Annotated in this window: 23 protein-coding genes; 16 read left to right on the top strand and 7 right to left on the bottom strand. The window is 45.6% G+C overall.

The features are described from left to right. The first annotated feature begins 656 nt into the window (after positions 1-656). The 5 genes from RS881_RS44300 to RS881_RS44280 all read left to right on the top strand — a co-directional run bounded on the left by RS881_RS44300 (position 657) and on the right by RS881_RS44280 (position 3,292). Positions 657-941: a hypothetical protein gene (locus RS881_RS44300; protein ID WP_315816656.1), complete on the top strand. Its 285-nt coding sequence runs from the start codon at positions 657-659 to the stop codon at positions 939-941. Beyond that, the gene (locus RS881_RS44295) at positions 941-1,390 is read left to right on the top strand and encodes a DUF4397 domain-containing protein (RefSeq protein ID WP_315816655.1); all 450 of its coding nucleotides are present in this window, start codon (positions 941-943) and stop codon (positions 1,388-1,390) included. Before RS881_RS44300 ends, RS881_RS44295 begins: the two co-directional genes overlap by 1 nt. Positions 1,391-2,016: 626 nt before the next feature. After that, a complete protein-coding gene (locus RS881_RS44290) occupies positions 2,017-2,259 on the top strand; it encodes a hypothetical protein (protein ID WP_315816654.1) in 243 nt (80 codons plus the stop codon). Then, the gene (locus RS881_RS44285; RefSeq protein WP_315816653.1) at positions 2,238-2,882 is read left to right on the top strand and encodes a group II intron reverse transcriptase/maturase; all 645 of its coding nucleotides are present in this window, start codon (positions 2,238-2,240) and stop codon (positions 2,880-2,882) included. Before RS881_RS44290 ends, RS881_RS44285 begins: the two co-directional genes overlap by 22 nt. A 17-nt stretch (positions 2,883-2,899) precedes the next feature. Next, positions 2,900-3,292 carry a group II intron maturase-specific domain-containing protein gene (locus RS881_RS44280; RefSeq protein ID WP_315816652.1) on the top strand — a complete coding sequence of 131 codons (393 nt, stop codon included), beginning with the start codon at positions 2,900-2,902 and terminating at the stop codon, positions 3,290-3,292. Between the two features lie 102 nt (positions 3,293-3,394). Here the strand turns inward: RS881_RS44280 and RS881_RS44275 are convergent, their stop codons facing one another. Further along, the gene (locus RS881_RS44275) at positions 3,395-3,904 is read right to left on the bottom strand and encodes a glycosyltransferase (protein WP_315816651.1); all 510 of its coding nucleotides are present in this window, start codon (positions 3,902-3,904) and stop codon (positions 3,395-3,397) included. Between the two features lie 160 nt (positions 3,905-4,064). Continuing rightward, on the bottom strand, positions 4,065-4,547 hold the full coding sequence (locus RS881_RS44270; protein WP_315816650.1) for a hypothetical protein: 483 nt from the start codon (positions 4,545-4,547) through the stop codon (positions 4,065-4,067). Between the two features lie 117 nt (positions 4,548-4,664). Here RS881_RS44270 and RS881_RS44265 point away from each other — a divergent pair, with 117 nt between their 5' ends. The 6 genes from RS881_RS44265 to RS881_RS44240 all read left to right on the top strand — a co-directional run bounded on the left by RS881_RS44265 (position 4,665) and on the right by RS881_RS44240 (position 7,553). Continuing rightward, positions 4,665-4,835: a hypothetical protein gene (locus tag RS881_RS44265; protein ID WP_315816649.1), complete on the top strand. Its 171-nt coding sequence runs from the start codon at positions 4,665-4,667 to the stop codon at positions 4,833-4,835. A 174-nt stretch (positions 4,836-5,009) separates the two neighbouring features. Next, complete coding sequence (locus tag RS881_RS44260; RefSeq protein ID WP_315816648.1) at positions 5,010-5,216, top strand: hypothetical protein; 207 nt, start codon at positions 5,010-5,012, stop codon at positions 5,214-5,216. A gap of 304 nt (positions 5,217-5,520) precedes the next feature. After that, positions 5,521-6,252: a DUF481 domain-containing protein gene (locus tag RS881_RS44255; protein WP_315816647.1), complete on the top strand. Its 732-nt coding sequence runs from the start codon at positions 5,521-5,523 to the stop codon at positions 6,250-6,252. A gap of 305 nt (positions 6,253-6,557) precedes the next feature. After that, positions 6,558-6,758 (top strand): helix-turn-helix transcriptional regulator, encoded by a 201-nt coding sequence (locus RS881_RS44250; protein WP_315816646.1) that lies wholly within the window; start codon positions 6,558-6,560, stop codon positions 6,756-6,758. Beyond that, positions 6,755-6,919: a DUF6922 domain-containing protein gene (locus tag RS881_RS44245; RefSeq protein WP_315816645.1), complete on the top strand. Its 165-nt coding sequence runs from the start codon at positions 6,755-6,757 to the stop codon at positions 6,917-6,919. The genes RS881_RS44250 and RS881_RS44245 overlap by 4 nt, the downstream gene beginning before the upstream one ends. Before the next feature lie 55 nt (positions 6,920-6,974). Then, positions 6,975-7,553 (top strand): nucleotidyl transferase AbiEii/AbiGii toxin family protein, encoded by a 579-nt coding sequence (locus tag RS881_RS44240; RefSeq protein ID WP_315816644.1) that lies wholly within the window; start codon positions 6,975-6,977, stop codon positions 7,551-7,553. 145 nt (positions 7,554-7,698) lie between these two features. On the opposite strand, the gene RS881_RS44235 is transcribed toward RS881_RS44240, so the two are convergent. Both RS881_RS44235 and RS881_RS44230 read right to left on the bottom strand, forming a co-directional pair. Beyond that, positions 7,699-8,835, bottom strand: a complete 1,137-nt coding sequence (locus RS881_RS44235) for an aminomethyl-transferring glycine dehydrogenase (RefSeq protein WP_315816643.1) — start codon at positions 8,833-8,835, stop codon at positions 7,699-7,701. A 167-nt stretch (positions 8,836-9,002) separates the two neighbouring features. After that, positions 9,003-10,577 carry an aminomethyl-transferring glycine dehydrogenase gene (locus tag RS881_RS44230; protein ID WP_315816642.1) on the bottom strand — a complete coding sequence of 525 codons (1,575 nt, stop codon included), beginning with the start codon at positions 10,575-10,577 and terminating at the stop codon, positions 9,003-9,005. Between the two features lie 339 nt (positions 10,578-10,916). On the opposite strand from RS881_RS44230, the gene RS881_RS44225 reads away from it, so the two are divergent. Further along, positions 10,917-11,318, top strand: coding sequence for a DUF3667 domain-containing protein (locus tag RS881_RS44225; protein ID WP_315816641.1), 402 nt, complete (start codon positions 10,917-10,919; stop codon positions 11,316-11,318). Between the two features lie 14 nt (positions 11,319-11,332). Here RS881_RS44225 and RS881_RS44220 read toward each other — a convergent pair whose 3' ends face one another. Further along, entirely contained in the window at positions 11,333-12,310 is a 978-nt protein-coding gene (locus tag RS881_RS44220; RefSeq protein WP_315816640.1) for a sterol desaturase family protein, read from the bottom strand. Positions 12,311-12,451: 141 nt separating this feature from the next. Beyond that, positions 12,452-12,895 (bottom strand): hypothetical protein, encoded by a 444-nt coding sequence (locus RS881_RS44215; protein ID WP_315816639.1) that lies wholly within the window; start codon positions 12,893-12,895, stop codon positions 12,452-12,454. A 101-nt stretch (positions 12,896-12,996) separates the two neighbouring features. Here RS881_RS44215 and RS881_RS44210 point away from each other — a divergent pair, with 101 nt between their 5' ends. The 4 genes from RS881_RS44210 to RS881_RS44195 are packed head-to-tail and all read left to right on the top strand — an operon-like array spanning position 12,997 to position 15,770. Beyond that, complete coding sequence (locus RS881_RS44210; protein WP_315816638.1) at positions 12,997-13,563, top strand: YkgJ family cysteine cluster protein; 567 nt, start codon at positions 12,997-12,999, stop codon at positions 13,561-13,563. After that, the gene (locus RS881_RS44205) at positions 13,550-14,197 is read left to right on the top strand and encodes a cation:proton antiporter domain-containing protein (protein ID WP_315816637.1); all 648 of its coding nucleotides are present in this window, start codon (positions 13,550-13,552) and stop codon (positions 14,195-14,197) included. The genes RS881_RS44210 and RS881_RS44205 overlap by 14 nt, the downstream gene beginning before the upstream one ends. Continuing rightward, entirely contained in the window at positions 14,194-15,054 is an 861-nt protein-coding gene (locus RS881_RS44200) for a cation:proton antiporter domain-containing protein (protein WP_315816636.1), read from the top strand. Before RS881_RS44205 ends, RS881_RS44200 begins: the two co-directional genes overlap by 4 nt. Beyond that, the gene (locus RS881_RS44195) at positions 15,054-15,770 is read left to right on the top strand and encodes a TrkA C-terminal domain-containing protein (RefSeq protein WP_315824800.1); all 717 of its coding nucleotides are present in this window, start codon (positions 15,054-15,056) and stop codon (positions 15,768-15,770) included. The genes RS881_RS44200 and RS881_RS44195 overlap by 1 nt, the downstream gene beginning before the upstream one ends. Before the next feature lie 14 nt (positions 15,771-15,784). Here the strand turns inward: RS881_RS44195 and RS881_RS44190 are convergent, their stop codons facing one another. Further along, on the bottom strand, positions 15,785-17,035 hold the full coding sequence (locus tag RS881_RS44190; RefSeq protein ID WP_315816635.1) for an MFS transporter: 1,251 nt from the start codon (positions 17,033-17,035) through the stop codon (positions 15,785-15,787). Positions 17,036-17,069: the final 34 nt, after the last annotated feature.

Here is a 17,069-nt window from a genome sequence, read left to right as displayed (position 1 = left end):
TACTGAAAGCAGTAAAGCCGTTCTTCCCTTCTTTCATTCGTTTTATTCTTATCTGATTCACAGTTGATCATATTCGCCCCTTATACCAGGAAGGGGCTTTTTTTATTTTGCCGGCTTGAATACAACCAGGCTGTACAGCTTCCTTCCAACAGCCTTAACCTGGTTTAAATCCATTCCGGCTGTATCATGCAGATAAAGCGAGTAGACGGTAAAAAGCAGGTTTCTGTCAGGATATTGGACTTTGCCGGCCATTTGGATTATTTTAGAAGCCTGGCCAGGGCGCACAACAGTGATTTACTGTTTCCACTCCCCTGCTTTGACGGCATGAAATTAGATGGTGAGGTGGCGTTTTGTAGTTGAGTAGAAATTCGGAATATCACCAGGCTTAGGGGCTAAGCTGATGCAGCAAATGAACTATAAAGTGTTGTTATAGATCGTTTTATGATTAATTGAGGTTGTTCTTTGCGGCCTTTTTCCACGCCTCCTCCTGTAAGATCGTGCAACGAAAAGCAATGGCTGGTTGTCTTACTTCCTTACAGGAAATTACCTTGGCCCAAAGGCGCAATCTTTTCCTATAATTGTAGTCAAATCTTAACCTGTGAAGTGTTGATCAGGTGAGTAATGAACCCTATTATTAAGATAAAAAACGCAAAACAGTGCAAAAAAGAAAGGCGAATACTTTATTATGGAGTGTAATAGCATTGGCAGGTATTACACTAAGTGGTTGTTTGAAAGCCAGTGATCCCCAGCCGCAGCCTGCCCAGGCCTACGTTTCTATCCTCCATTTGGCCACTGCTGCGCCGGCACCCGCTGTAGAGGTCTATTTGGACAACAATAAATCTTCTAATTCATTTCCGGCAGGTAATGTTTTTCAAACTTACTATCCTATAAAAAGGATGTTTATATCATTTCTTTTAAAAAATCGGGTGGTGATAGTTTAGTGGCCAGTGTACCTGAATTGGCATACGATTCACTTGGTTTTTATACCATTGTACTGTACAACCAACCCAATGGGCACGTCAATGCCATGCGGATAGAAGATGACTTTTCGGACCTTACCCTGGACAAGCCTTTTATACGATTCTTTCACATGAGCCCTACAGTGTCTGACCTGGGCCCTGTGGATCTGTACATGGATAATACCAAGATCAGTAGTCAACGTACCCTGGCTGATAATAATTTCGGCAGTTACTTTAATGAGTTCCAGCCTACTACCACCGGCTACCACAGTTTTCAGGTAAAGCTTAGCAGCAGAGATACGGTGATTGCGAAAACAAATACTGATCTTAGCCTGCTGGCGGGTAATGCCTATACCATCTATTTAGCTGGTAATGCGGGTGGCACGGGCGCCAATGCCATAAATCTAGGTATGTTAAGAGCAGCCAACTAAACCTGTATAATCAATTCATTTGCATAAAAAGGATGTATCATACCGGTACATCCTTTTGTTGTGTGCCGGGCATGTATATCAGCTCTAGGGTGAAAGTCCCGAATACGTGTTACAGTGCATAGTATTAGCCAAGGGCAAGGGTGTCCATCGCGAGGTGGAATCTGAAAGAAGCCGGCGGCAAACGTTCGAGCCTACGAACAGAAATTGCATACAAGGCGGGCTGACATGGGTGATGTTGCAACACAAACAGAAACCCTACACTGTGCAGACTGTCAGAACGTAAATGCAGAGGCTACATGAACGGAAAGCGGATATACTTACCCCGGGAGGTCTGCAGGCGATTCTTCGCTTAGAGCAGAAGTCAGCCGAAGCCGTAGTAGGAAGGAAACGAGCCATCTCCCCGTAAAGGGCAAAGACGGAAGACTCACAGCCAAACCGAAGGGCCGAATGTTAGAATGGCGAAAATGAACAAGACGTTTATGATTGAGGCGATTACAATAGAAGAACATTAGAAAACTACCTGTGTGAGGATAAGCCGGAAGCTAAAAGTAAAACACAGGAGGAGTTGAGCCTCATCATGCAACCAATGGGAATAACGCTGGGATGATTTTTTTTTAAGTAATAGTATGCTGGAAGAAATATTAGATATCCGCAATGTACAAAAAGCCTTTAAGCAGGTAACTGCCAATAAAGGGGCTGGAGGTATAGATGGTATGCAGACCGATGAACTTCGCGACTACCTGAATACCAACTGGCAAACACTGCGTACTAGTATTTTAGAAGGCACGTACCGCCCCCAGGCAGTGAAGAAAGTAGAAATAGACAAGGAAAACGGAGGCGGTAAAGGATGTTGGGAATACCTACAGTAATCGACAGGTTAATTACGCAGTCAATAGCCCAGTGGTTGAGTCCGCAGTATGAAGCGGAGTTCTCCAATTATAGCTATGGGTTTAGAGAGAATCGCAGTGCTCATCAGGCAGTGTATCAGGCTCAAACCAGCCTGAACGACGGCAATGAATGGGTAGTAGAGCTGGAGCTGGAGAAGTTTTTCGATCGGGTGAACCACGACCGGTTAATGTCGGCGCTGGCCCAAAAGATAACGGACAAGCGGACACTGAAGCTACTGCGAGCGTACCTGAACTGCGGAATAATGGAGAATGGAGTAGTGATAGAACGCAAAGAAGGCACTCCTCAAGGTTCTCCGTTATCACCGCTGATGAGCAACATTGTTTTAAATGAACTGGACAAAGAGTTAGAGGCAAGAGGCCACCGGTATGTACGATATGCAGATGACTGTAGCATCTATGTGAAAAGTGAAAAGTCAGCGGCTCGAGTGCTGACTACAATCACAGAGTTCATAGAAAAGAAGCTAAAGTTAAAAGTAAACCGCACAAAAAGTAAAGTCAGCCGCCCCAATGACAGTACGCTACTGGGTTTTTCTTTTACCGAAGCGAAAAGGGCTGGCAAATACGTATTGCGCCCAAATCGCTGAGAAAGATTAAAGAAAAGATGAAAGAGCGAACTCAGCGTAAATCCCCCGGTAAAGTGGAAGACAAGATAAAGAAGATGGAGGCGACAATCGTTGGTTGGGTGAACTACTTTAGGATAGCCAAAGCCAAAAGCAGAATGGAGGAACTGGACAGATGGGTAAGAACGCGTCTAAGGATGGGAATATGGAAACAATGGAAAAGACCAAAAACGCGGTGGATTAACCTGAAAAGGCTGGGAATCAATCCTGGGAAAGCCTATGAGTGGTCAAATAGCCGTAGGGGCTATTGCCGCATTGCACACAGTCCAATATTGACAAGGGCATTAAATAATGAATACTTTGTCAGGCATGGATACGTAGGGTTCGCAAACTACTATTACTGGAAAACAACTCACCAAACTAAGTTATTCTGACAAACCGCCGTATACCGGTCGGTACGTACGGTGGTGTGAGAGGTCTGTGAGGGAATTAATCCCTCACAACCTACTCGATTTAAGCAGCCTTGCTTCGCCAATTTAATTTCTTATTAATGCTTTATGCCTGTTCAACGATTTGCCGGTAAAGGAGGCATTGGAAGGATGCAACACTTCGGCCACATACCCTTCGCACAGCCGGTGCGGATCGAAGCGATTGAATTCGGCTGCCAGCTTTTTTACCTGTTGTTTATATTGGCTGTTCTTTAATACTTCTTCTACGCTTTCTTTTAATTGTACTGCTGTTGGCTTTTCCGTTTTCAGGTCGATGCCCAGTTTAAAATAACCCACCCGGGCATTGATCTCTAGTTTGCGCTCATGAATACCGCCTACTACCAGGGGCAGCAGGTGTTGAATACCCTGCAATACACCGCCATAACCACCATTGGTTACATATACATCCGCATAAGGCATTACATCATCAAAAGGGATAAAATCTTCAATGATAATATTCGAAGCCGTATACCTTTTCCTTAATTCGGCTGTTTTGGAGCCTTCCGTAGTAGCTATTACCAGGTGCCTGGAATGTTGAAAAGCTTCCAGTGTAGGCACAATGATCTTCTTCCCATTGCCTTTTCTATTTATTGCTTTCCATAATAACCAGTTTAATATTGATGAGGCAACAATATTAAAAACCGGTCAGGAAACAGCCTGGGTCAGCCTGCATGAATTGGCCAGGCTGGCTTACCAGTTGGCAAAAGACCGGAAGAAGTTATTTCTCATCGTCCTCATTTTCTTCATCCACACTATAGGCATTGTTTTCTTCATCTTCTGATCCGGTTAGTTCATCTGCATCGTCCTCTTCACTGCCGGGCACGTCAAGGTCTGTGCCGCTATAGGCGTTCCGGAACCCTTTTTCATTTAGTGGATCGCCATCTGCATCTGTACTGTCGAGTGCTGTTTCCCGGATGATCTGGTCTTCTTCGGCCGGGGAATATTCGGCCGCTTGTTGTAGGAGGGCGGCTTCCTCGGCCGATACATTGCTGCTGCCCCTGTCGGCCCGGATATCTTCATCCTCTATATCATCCAATACACTGTTGCCTTCTTCATCATCCGACGAGATGGTGGTATCACCAAATTCCCGCATATGGGGTACATGGATATGTTCCTGCCCAGGGATATCCTTTACTTCCGGAAGTTCAAGGGTCGTCTCCTCATCCTGCAGTTTGGCTTCATCCTGCGGTGAATCCGTCAAATCGTTGGAAACGGCTTTTTAGCCGGGCTGGGTGGCGCTGCCCTGGAGGGGCTGGTTTTTGCGCCGGGTTTTGTTTTTTTCATATTCCTGCATTTAGAAGAAATAGGTTAAAATCTTGTGCCAGCCAATGGCAGGGCCAATATGGCAGTGGAAGACATTAAAAAGAAGGTAGCTCCCTGGAACCCCTTCACTGTGAGCCGGCTAATCATTGTAAACAGCAATGATTTTTTTGTTGAAGTGATCGATCAATTTCTTTTTAATTACCTTTGGAAGGATCGATTGAATTGAAGCGATTTTCTCCTCTTCTCCGTCAACATTGAGCGCCTGCCATATTTAAAGTTTACCCGATTTTTGCCAACGTATTGCTTCCGTGCCCCTGAACTGAAAACGGTGTCAGTAAATGCTATACACGCAACTAAGTATTTTCAGTATTCCGATCAACCTATAAAAAAATCTGATGGCATGAAAAAGCTACAATACAATTACCTGCCTGCGGACAGTACCAGCAGCAAAGGGAAGGCAACAAAGGGTTTGACAACAGCGAAAGTACCAGCTACTAAAACTACTCCCGCACCTCCTGATGAAGAAACGGTCAGCCGTTTGAATGCTATTGCCCGTGAATATCCATTTTGTGCATATTTCAAACAAAACGGTATTACCTTATTATAAGATACGCTGCCGGAGCAAAGTATATAACACAGCTAACAGCCCTGTTTATACGAACCCGGAAGCAATATGGTTACACCTTGCAACAGGCACCTGATGCCAACAATCAAAACCAACCGCTACATGAGAAAAAGCCATCTCAAACTTAATTGAGATGGCTTTTTCATTTCACCTTCACCATTTCAAACTGTTTCTCCCGCTTTTATCTTCAACCTTGTGTATTTTTGGCGGGTTGTAGCAGGGTAATCCTTTTGCAGGAAATGTTGCAGTAGACAAAGAAGGATGTCCGTCATAAATGGAAGCTGTTATGAAAAGACTATTAGTTTTGGTGATTGGGTTGATCGCTGCCCATCACCTATGTGCCCAGTTTGATGATTCCACCCATTATTACGTGAAATTCACTACTACCGGTATTATTAACAGGACCAATGATGCCCGCTCATTCATATTGAACAATGGGCTTGGTTTCCAGGTAAACAAAGAAAAGCTGACCATTAACAGCAGCAATACCTGGATCTATGGCCGGCAGGGCAGCAGGCTTACCAATAATGATTTTTCCACCGCCCTCAATATGGATTACCTCAAAAACAATCAACGGTTGTATTATTGGGGCCTGATTACTTTTACCTCCAGTTATTCTCTTAAGATCAACCACCAACTACAGGCAGGAGCGGGAATAGGCTATAATTTCATCAACAAAGAAAATGCTGAACTGGTAGTGAGTAATGGGCTGTTGTATGAAACCAACAACCTGGAACTGGCACAGCGCGGGCACGACCAATACCAAACAGTGCGCAACTCGCTGCGTATAAAATACAAATGGGTCATCAATCACCAGGTAGTATTTGAAGGCATGCATTTCTGGCAACCTTCCCTGGAGCGCTTTGATGATTATATTATCCGCTCAAATTCTGCCCTCTCCATCAAACTGAGAAAATGGCTCAGTCTTACCACTGCCCTGACCTACAATAAACTGAGCCGCACCAACCGCGAGAATCTATTGGTGAATTTCGGATTGAGCGCCGAAAAGTACTTTTAAGCACCCTGTGTAGGGGAAGTAGGGTAGGATCAGGATTGACCTAGTCACGGAATAAAATATCTGATAATCAAATTGTTAGATGTATTTATACACGGAGGAGGAGCTGGCTAAACGATGATGAGGGGAATTGGCCATAGGGAGGTAGGGCTTTATAAAATAAACAAAATTGTTTATTTTCATACCATGAATCGCGAAATTGAATTATTAAAGGGGATAGCACCTGGCCTGGTGTTGGAACGGAGCTGCGAAAGCGGCAACTGGCTAAGAACAAGTTCGCAGAAGCGATTGATGAGTATCCTCAGGTATTGGGTGACATTATTAATGGCAAGCGTCGCATTAGCCCCCGTATTGCCTTAAAACTTGATCATCAGTTGGGCAAGGAAGAAGGCTACTTTATGGTTTTGCAGGCTTTTTACGATGTAGCACTAGAGCTCCAGCGGATGGCCGAAGAGGAGCAACAAGACAAACCCAGGTTACGTCCTGTTCTTTTTGGGATACGGATATGAAAAAGCTGAATTGGAGTAAGCAAAAGACAACTATTATTCGTCGTGTTTTTGAACGCGGCAATATGGCTGAAAAGAACGCTATCATCCAATTTTATGGGCAGGCCACTGTTGATGAGGCGCTTAATAAAAGCATCATGAATACTTACCGGTTGCACAAATGAAAAACTGTATTGGAATACTGTTTCACCATTACTTACTGATTGCCTGCGAAAGCTAATGACCGAGGCTACTTTCAATACCTTCCGGTTAGTGGGCGGTACGGCCTTAAGTCTGCAATTAGGCCATCGGAAGTCGATAGATATAGACCTCTTTTCCGATGTAGAATATGGTACGCTTGATTTTGATAAACTGGATCATTTGCTCCGGGATTTATTCCCTTATGTAGAAACTACTTCAGAAGGACCGGTAGCATTGGGGCGGTCTTATATGGTAGGACAGTCAGAAGAAAAGATCATTAAACTTGATCTGTTTTACGCTGATCCTTACATGGAGCCTGCGATCGACACGGAAGGAATACGAATGGCCAGCCTGGCAGAAATTACAGCCATGAAAATAGATGTAGTAGATAGAGGTGGTCGTAAGAAAGACTTTTGGGATTTGCACGAGTTACTGGACCATTACACAATCATGCAAATGATTGATTTGCACAAGTTGCGTTATCCTTATAGCCACGATAAGCAAAACATCCTGAAGCAGTTTACCGATTTTTCTACTGCCGATGATGAATTTGACCCCATTTGCCTTCGTGGCAAACACTGGGAGCTAATCAAACTAGACATTGTAGAGGCGCTGTAGGTAGCGTTACTAATGGATTAATATAGTGGGGCTGACCTTTTGGTCAGCCCCAGGAGTTTACTTTCATTCAATAACTAAATAGCTCTTCAACATTTTCGCTATTTACCAGGAGTGTGAAGCAAACGTATGCACGATTCACGTCCTGCTATTGCGCTTCCACTTCGGCATAAGAGCTTACCGGCTCACAGGTGCAGATCAGGTTCCTGTCGCCATGCGTATTGTTAACGCGGGCTACAGAAGGCCAGAACTTGTTGCTGCGGATATAAGGCAGCGGGAAAGCGGCCTGTTGGCGCGTATACCCATGCTTCCATTCATCGGCAGTGATCACAAACTGAGTATGCGGCGCATTCTTCAGTGCATTGTCTTTCTTATCAGCCTTGCCTTCTTCTATCGCGCGGATCTCTTCACGGATGCTCAAGAGGGCATCGCAGAAACGGTCCAACTCGGCTTTGTTTTCACTTTCTGTAGGCTCGATCATAATCGTGCCGGGTACCGGGAAGCTCAAGGTGGGGGCGTGGAAACCGTAGTCCATCAAACGCTTGGCCACATCTTCCGCTTCGATTTCTGCCGACTTCTTAAAAGGACGCAGGTCTACAATGAATTCATGTGCACACTGGCCATTGTGGTTGGTATACAGTATCTCATATTCTTCCTGCAACCTGGCGCGCATATAATTGGCATTGAGGATAGCATATTCAGTAGACAACTTGGTGCCTTCCTGGCCCAGCATACGGATATAACCATAGCTGATAAGCAGGATAGAAGCCGAGCCAAATGGAGCGGCAGAAACAGCGCTCTTGCTACCTAAAGAAACGTGGCCGGGCAAATAAGGAGCCAGGTGTTGCTTTACGCAAATGGGGCCCATGCCGGGACCGCCGCCACCATGGGGGATAGCGAATGTTTTGTGCAGGTTGAGGTGACAAACATCGGCGCCAATAAGCCCCGGTGCTGTTAAACCTACCTGCGCATTCATATTGGCGCCATCCATGTATACCTGGCCGCCATGCTGGTGAATGATATCCGTAATTTCTTTTACTGTTTCCTCATATACACCATACGTACTGGGGTAGGTGATCATGATACCTGCCAATTCCTTGCTGTATTGAGCAGCTTTGGCCTTAAGGTCATCTACATCGATATACCCATTTTCCAATGCTTTCACTACTACCACCTTCATACCCGCCATAACAGCGCTGGCAGGGTTGGTGCCATGGGCGCTGATGGGGATCAGCATCACGTTGCGGTGACTTTCACCACGACTTGCAAAGTAATCCCTGATCACCAGTAAACCGGCATACTCACCCTGTGCTCCACTATTGGGCTGCAGGCTACAGGCATCAAAGGCAGTGATCTGGCTCAGGTATTCACTCAGTTCACGAATGATCTGCTGATAACCCTGTGTTTGATCAACCGGGGCAAAGGGGTGGATCTTACTCCAATGTGCCCAGCTCAGGGGATCATTTCACTGGCTGCATTGAGTTTCATGGTGCAGGAACCCAGTGAGATCATGGAGGTATTAAGAGAAAGGTCTTTGTTTTCCAGTTGTTTGATATAACGCATCATCTCTGTTTCACTGTGGTGTGTGTTGAATACAGGATGCGTTAAGAAAGGAGAGGTACGGGTTAAACCGGTAGGCAGGTGGTATAAACCGGCATCTTCACTTACACTGAAACCAGCCACACTGTGCTCATTGGGCATATCCAGCAGCAAGAGGATATCCAGTACATCACTCAGGTCTGTGCTTTCATCGAGCGAAATACCGATGAGGTTATTATCATAATAACGGAAATTGATGCCTGCCTTTTCAGCTTTGGCTTTGATGGCTGCACTGTCTTCTACTTTGATCACTACCGTATCAAAGAAGTTATCGTGCAATACTTCATAACCTTCGGCCTGCAGTTCTTCGGCCATCGCATTGGCCAGTACCGTTACGCGTTTGGCAATATCTTTTAGCCCGGCAGGGCCATGGTATACGGCATACATAGCAGCCATATTGGCCAGCAGGGCCTGGGCCGTACAAATATTGGAAGTAGCTTTTTCCCTTTTAATATGCTGTTCGCGTGTTTGTAAGGCCATACGCAGCGCACGGTCGCCTTGTGCATCAATACTTACGCCAATGATCCGGCCGGGAATATTGCGTTTAAAATCATCTTTTGCGGCAAAGAAAGCAGCATGTGGACCACCATAACCAAGGGGAACACCAAAACGTTGGGCCGAGCCACAGGCTACATCTGCACCCAATTCACCTGGAGGGGTCAACAAGGTAAGGGCCAGCAGGTCCGTTGTCATTACTACCAGCGCTTCGGCTGCATGTACTTTGCTGATAAAGTCGCGATAATCTTCAATAGAACCCTTATCGTTGGGGTATTGTACCAGGGCGCCAAAATAGCTCTGGTCAATGACTACATTTCTGTAATCGCCAAAAACCACTTCAATACCAACTGGTACAGCCCGGGTGATCAATACATCCTTGGTTTGTGGGAAAGTATCATTGTCTACAAAGAATTTCGGGCGGGCAATATGATCATGGTCCCTGTTGAGCGTATTGAAGAACATGGTCATGGCTTCGGCGGCTGCGGTGGCCTCATCCAACAGGGAGGCATTGGTCAGCGGCAGACCGGTCAGGTCGGCTACCATGGTTTGAAAGTTCAGCAGGCTTTCCAGGCGGCCTTGTGAAATTTCGGCCTGGTAAGGCGTATACTGAGTATACCAACCTGGATTTTCAAAAACATTGCGCAGAATAACACTGGGAACGATATTGTCATAATAACCCTGGCCAATATAGGTCTTGTAGGTTTTATTCTTCAGCGAAATTTCTTTCAATAATTGAAGATATTCGTGCTCACTGATGGCAGCCGGAATATTCAGGGCATCGCTCATGCGAATGGCAGGCGGTACCGTTTTGTTGATCAGGGCATCAAGACTTGGTTCACCAATGGCTTTCAGCATCTGCCGGGTCTCGGACTCATGGGGGCCAATATGGCGATGGATAAATTCGGAGTTTTGCTTTTCAAACAGACTCATATATGGTATTAATTTCTAATTTCTAATGGAGGGGAACCGATTGCAAACGGAGGTGCGGGAAAAAGACTACCTCGGAATTGACCTTAAACCTTACGGTAACCCTTCTAAAAGGCTGCAAAGTTACTACGATTAATCCACACGAACAGGTGTTTGTGCAACTCGGTGCATTAAATGGGGAAAACCGTTGATAAAGAAGAAGGTATGAGCTTTTAGTCTCTTGGAACGAAGGGGTATTGCTACTAGCTAACTCCGAATGGCTACTAGCTCAGGGATTTTCCCTACTTTCAACCGACCAAAATTACCCATGCCGACAAAGGTATTTTTCACCTGCTTAAATCATTGGCTACCAAGCCAGGCACTACTGCGCGGGAGTATATCAGGGGTAAACGGAAAGCTTATTTCAATCCTTTTACTTTCTTCCTCATTGTAATGGGAATCTATGTACTGGCCGATGCCTTCTTTATCAAATCACCCCCTGCCCGGGAACCCGACCCGCAGGTATTGGCCCATATACCTGCTGTCGAAGGACGTGAACATTACACCAGTTTGCTGCATCGGGGCAATAACGTACAGCGTTTTATGGCGAAAAAGGCCAATATCGTGGCCATGGTGGCTGTTCCCTTCATAGCTTTGATCTCCTGGCTGTTCTTTTATCGGCGGGGGTACAATTATGCCGAGCACCTGACGGCCAATTTGATGTTTGTGGTGTTTAGCAACCTGGGGCTAATTGCTAAAACTTAAAAGTTACTTCCTGCTTACTGGCTTTTCACCGTAACGCGTTCTTCCTTCAGCTCACTCATCTTTCCGTCTTCTACTTCCCGCATCTGCTCGCTGGTGAGGCGGCTGCCATCATGGCTCCAGCCGGGAGGCCCAAAAACATAACCCACTTTTTCTTTCCAGCCAATATCTGTACGGTTAATATCCTTGAAAATGTTTTGCCATTCATGAAACACCACCGTTACAGGCGTCTCCTTCTCAATATTTGTTGTTAGGCCGTATTTGATAGGCTGATAGGTCTCGGCAGGTAATTCGGCCTGGAAGGTGCCAAACAGCTTGTCCCAAATGATCAGGAACATACCCATATTCTTGTCGAGGTATTTGGCATTGGAAGCATGGTGCACCCGGTGGTGGGAGGGGGTAACCAGTATATGTTCCAACCAACCCATTTTATGGATAAGCTCAGTATGTACAAAGATGCCCCATATTTGAGTGGCCGAATAAATAAACACAATGTCTATCGGGGTAAAACCCATCAGGGCCAGTGGAATGAAATAAATGAAACGATAGAGTGGCTGAAATACCGAAGAGCGGAAGCCTACCGTAAAGTTCATGTATTCAGAAGAATGGTGGGTAACATGAACTGCCCAGAATAGGCGAACCTCATGATCAAACCGGTGCAGCCAATAATACAGGAAATCTTCCAGTAACACCAGCATAAACCAATACACTACTACATGGTTGAAAGAGAAGATCTGGTGACGGTAAAAATAATCCAGCACCAATACATAAGCGCCTCTGAACAACAGATCAATAGCGCCATTCATCAACATCAGGTAACAGTTGATGGCAGTATCTTTCCAGGTATAGGCTTTACGATGACGGTAATTGCTCAATAATATCTCCAATCCGATGATGATAAGGTACACCGGCGTACTGATAAGGATGAGTATTTGTTCACGTAATGAATCCATGAGGTGACAAAAGTAAGCAACTGATGCTAAATGATTTGTCAAAAAATAGCGGCCTGGCTTATCTTATCCTGAAGATGGTTGGATAGCCTGGTGAATGATTGGTTAACAAGGTGGTTGGTACATAGTCGCTTTCTTTCATACGTATTGCATGACTATGGGATTGCATACAGAAGTAACTATTAATCAATCAGCTTGCCCGGTCGGTAGGATAGGGTCGTATTTTTCAGGTGGGATGGTAAGCCCATACCGGATGGGCTCATACTCGTGGGCAGGCAGATCTTCCGGGTAGGTGTCAAATAATTTATTCCAACAGGTGAATATAGAGCGCATATTACAGTCGGGTAGCGGGTATTGGATGTATGGTGAATACGGTGGCATCACGAGGTCTGCTGCACCGGCACAAATACTGTGGCAAAAATTCTGTAGCGTATCACGACGGCTATAGTTATGTGTATGATGAACATTACTTAGAATGATCTCAGCCCCGATAATGATGACATAGCGTGGTGTAGTGATCAACACCAGTAATTGCTGATGAAGTGTACCCATGCTTTCGCGTACTTCAAAAAAGTACCACGCAATGCTGTATAGGTTCAGTAACTTGCGGGGGTAAATAATTCTAATCAAATTCTAATGTAGTTCTAATTACAAAGGCGCTGTAAATAGCTCCTACGGAATGATTTAACTGATGGAGAATCCGATAAACGATAACTGGCAAAAAAAAAAAAATGGCTGCTAATCAGAAACAATATAAACAGTTTCTGAAGCAGGCCGATAAGAATAAAGTATTGAAACAATTGCCCGATTTGCATGAAGAGGCTTTCAGCAAGGTGGATTGTTTGCAATGTGCTACCTGTTGTAAAAACTATTCTCCCCGCTTTAAAACACCTGATATAAAGCGCATCAGCAAACATTTGAGAATGAAAGAAAGCGCCTTTATTGATGCCTACCTGCGCCTGGATGAAGAAGGCGATTACGTAGTGAAAACCACGCCTTGCCCCTTCCTGGGGGCCGATAATTATTGTAGTATTTACGAACAACGTCCCTCTGATTGCGAACGTTTTCCCTATACCAATGAGGATGTATTATTGAAACGTCCTAATCTCACCTTAAAAATGTTAGTTTTTGTCCCGCTGTATTTTATGTCATGGAAAAGTTATTGCAGCAAACGGGTAAATAAGAAAATATCAAGGAAGAACACAACAACTGAACGATATTTTTGTATAATTCACCTATTGCCAGCATTGGAAATATTTCAAAGACGAGTAAAACAGACTGCCCATGCATTTGCCTAAATTGATTGTTGATCTTGCGCTCATATTGGGAGTAGCCGGTGTAACTACCTTGCTGTTCAGGAAACTGAAGCAGCCGGTAGTACTCGGGTATATTCTGGCAGGTATATTGGTTGGTCCCCATTTAGCATGGACGCCCACTATCTCCGATCAGGCCGATGTAAAAGTATGGGCCGAAATTGGGGTGATATTCCTGCTGTTTAGTCTGGGTCTTGAATTTAGTTTTAAAAAACTGGTGCGCATTGGCGGCACAGCTTCTATTACCGCTGTGGTTGAAATTGCGGGCATGTTGCTGCTGGGTTTCCTGGTGGGCCGGCTCATGGGGTGGTCTACAATGGACAGTATTTTCCTCGGTGGTATCTTATCCGTTTCTTCCACGACCATCATCATACGCGCATTTGAAGAGCTGGGTATCAAGAGCCAGCGATTTGCCGGTATTGTATTTGGCGTATTGATCGTAGAAGACCTGGTGGCTATCCTGCTCATGGTCATCTTATCCACCCTGGCCGTAAGCCAGCAGTTTGCCGGCGGAGAAATGCTGGAATCCTTATTAAAGCTGGTCTTCTTCCTGGCAGTATGGTTCCTGGCGGGCATCTTCATATTGCCCACCTTTTACAAAGAGCCCGTAAGCTCATGAGTGAAGAAACTTTATTGATCGTATCCCTGGGCCTTTGTTTGGGTATGGTGGTATTGGCTACCCAGGTGGGTTTTTCACCGGCCCTCGGTGCTTTTGTAATGGGCTCCATCCTGGCCGAAACCACCATGGCCGAACGTATTGAACACCTGGTAAAACCAGTGAAAGACCTGTTTGCAGCAGTATTCTTTGTATCCGTAGGTATTATTTTTGATCCCCATACCATCATTGAATACAAATGGCCGGTGATCATCCTCACCCTGGTTACCATCCTCGGCAAACTCATCAGTACCACAGCTGGCGCCTTGCTTTCCGGTCAGCCATTGAAACAATCCATTCAATCGGGTATGAGCCTGGCACAAATAGGCGAATTTTCTTTTATCATTGCCTTATTGGGCGAAAACCTAAAAGTAACCAGTGGGTTCTTGTATCCCATAGCTGTAGCCATTTCCGCCATTACTACCTTTACCACACCCTACCTCATTAAGTTTTCCGAACCCTTATACAACCAGTTGGAAAAGCGCCTGCCTATCAAATGGAAACTGGCCATCAACCAATATGGTACAGGCGCCCAGACCATTCAGGCAGAGAGCGACTGGAAAATTGTACTGCGTTCTTATCTTGCCGTGATCATCATTAATTCCGTCATCGTAGTGGCCCTGATACTTTTGTCGGCCAATTTCTTATTGCCCCTGATCAACAGTTCTGTAGCCAGTCCTACCCTGGCAGCCGTGATCACCGGTTTTATTACTTTATTGGCAATTGCTCCCTTCCTGTGGGCACTGGCCATCCGGCGCCTGCATTCCTTTGCGTATGCCAATTTATGGCTGGATAAAAATACAACCATGGCCCCCTGGTGATGTTGGAGGTAGTGCGCAACGTATTGCTGGTGGTATTGGTGGGGTTCCTGGTCGACCGGTTATTCAGCGCCATGATTGCCGTACTGGCTGTATTGCCGGTGATCATTGTGGTACTGCTTATTTTTTCGCGCAGGCTCCAATCTTTTTATTCCCGGATAGAGAAACGCTTTTTGTCGAACCTCAACGAACGGGAGGGCGCTTCCCATGGCTTGCCCAACCTGTCGCCCTGGGATGCCCACCTGGCTTATTTTACCATGCAGCCCGAATCGCCCGTAATTGGTAAAACATTGCAACAACTGGCCTGGCGCGAACAATATGGCGTGAATATAGCTTCCATCGAAAGGGGTAAAAGGACCATCTATGCACCTACACGCAATGAGATGATCTACCCGTATGATAAAATTGCCGTCATAGGTACCGATATACAGTTGGAAAAGTTCAGGGCTGTAGCCGAATCAGAAACCGTCATGGAAGAAGGGGTAGTGGCCCGTGAAGATATCACACTTAATAAAGTGATCATTGATGAACATACCGACCTGCGTGGTAAAACCATCCGCGCCTCCGGTATCCGCGAAACAGTAAAGGGGTTGGTAGTAGGCATAGAGCGCAACGGTGAACGTATCCTCAACCCCGATTCCAACACCATCTTTGAATGGGATGATGTAGTATGGATCGTGGGCGAAAGAAAACAGTTGCAGAAGTTGGTAAAGGAGTAAGTACAACCCTACCATTAATATTCAAACTTCCTTAGCGTGGGCGCTTTAAACCACATGACCAGTACTACCAATAAGGTCATGGAGCCGCCGAAGATCACCGAGGGTACAATACCCATGAGTTTGGCAGCAATGCCACTTTCAAAACTGCCTATTTCATTGGAGGAGTTGATGAACATGGAGTTGACCGAAGATACCCGCCCGCGCATATGATCGGGTGTTTTTAACTGAAGGATGGTGCCGCGTACGACTACACTAATACCATCCAACGCCCCACTGATCAATAAGGCTATAAAAGACAGCCAATAGAGTTTGGATAAACCAAAGGCAATAATACACAGGCCAAAGCCTGCCACTACACACATCAATACAAATCCTTGATTACGACGCAGTGGATAGAATGTAAGGATGAGGATGATCGTAATGGAGCCTATATCCGCAGCAGCATTGAGCCAGCCAAAACCAATCGAACCTACATGAAGGATCTCTCCTGCAAAGAAAGGGATCATTGCTACCGCACCGCCAAACAATACCGCAAACATATCCAGCGTGAGTGCGCCCAGCAGCTCCTTGGTTTTAAATACGTACTTCAATCCTTCCTTGACACTTTCCCATGTTTTTTGATCACTATTTACATGCAGGATGGGCTTGGGTTTGATGAGCCAAATGGAAAAGGAGGCTATAGCGAGAAAGGTAATAATGATCAGAAATGAAGGTGTATAACCCGCATAAGCGATCAGCAACCCTGCTGATCCATGCCCCAATACCGAAGCCGTAAGCCAGGTGCTGGAGCTCCAGGTCACCGCATTGGGTAATATTTGCTTGGGAACCAATTGTGCCATGATAGAACTGGAAGTAGGGCCTGAAAAGGAACGGGTGATACCCGTGAGGAAAATAATGAGGTAAATGCCGTATTGTACAAATCTTTTGCCCAGGCTGTTTTCTACCCCTGGCTGCGTAATGAACAACAGAGCCGTTACACAAAGCAGGTACAATACGATCGTACGAAGCAGTAGCGTACGTTTGTCACTCTTGTCTACCACGTGGCCCGAATAGAGGGCCAGCGAAATAGCCGGAATGGCTTCTGATAAGGCTACCAGCGAAACCAATAATGGGTCTTTGGTTAGCAGGTACATCTTCCACCATACCAGGGTGGCCGTCATCCGCATGGCCATGATAAAGAAGAAACGTTGCGTGATAAAGTAGCGGAATTCTTTGATACGAACAGAGGCAAAGGGGCTGTTCTGACTTGGTTGTTCGGTATCCATGGGCGCAAAAATAAAACATTCCCGATTGGGATGC

It is taken from the genome of Paraflavitalea speifideaquila (assembly GCF_032395985.1).
GTDB classification, from domain to species: domain Bacteria; phylum Bacteroidota; class Bacteroidia; order Chitinophagales; family Chitinophagaceae; genus Paraflavitalea; species Paraflavitalea speifideaquila.
The sequence above is the reverse complement of the archived record's forward strand: the minus strand, read 5'-3'. Positions and strand labels throughout refer to the sequence as shown.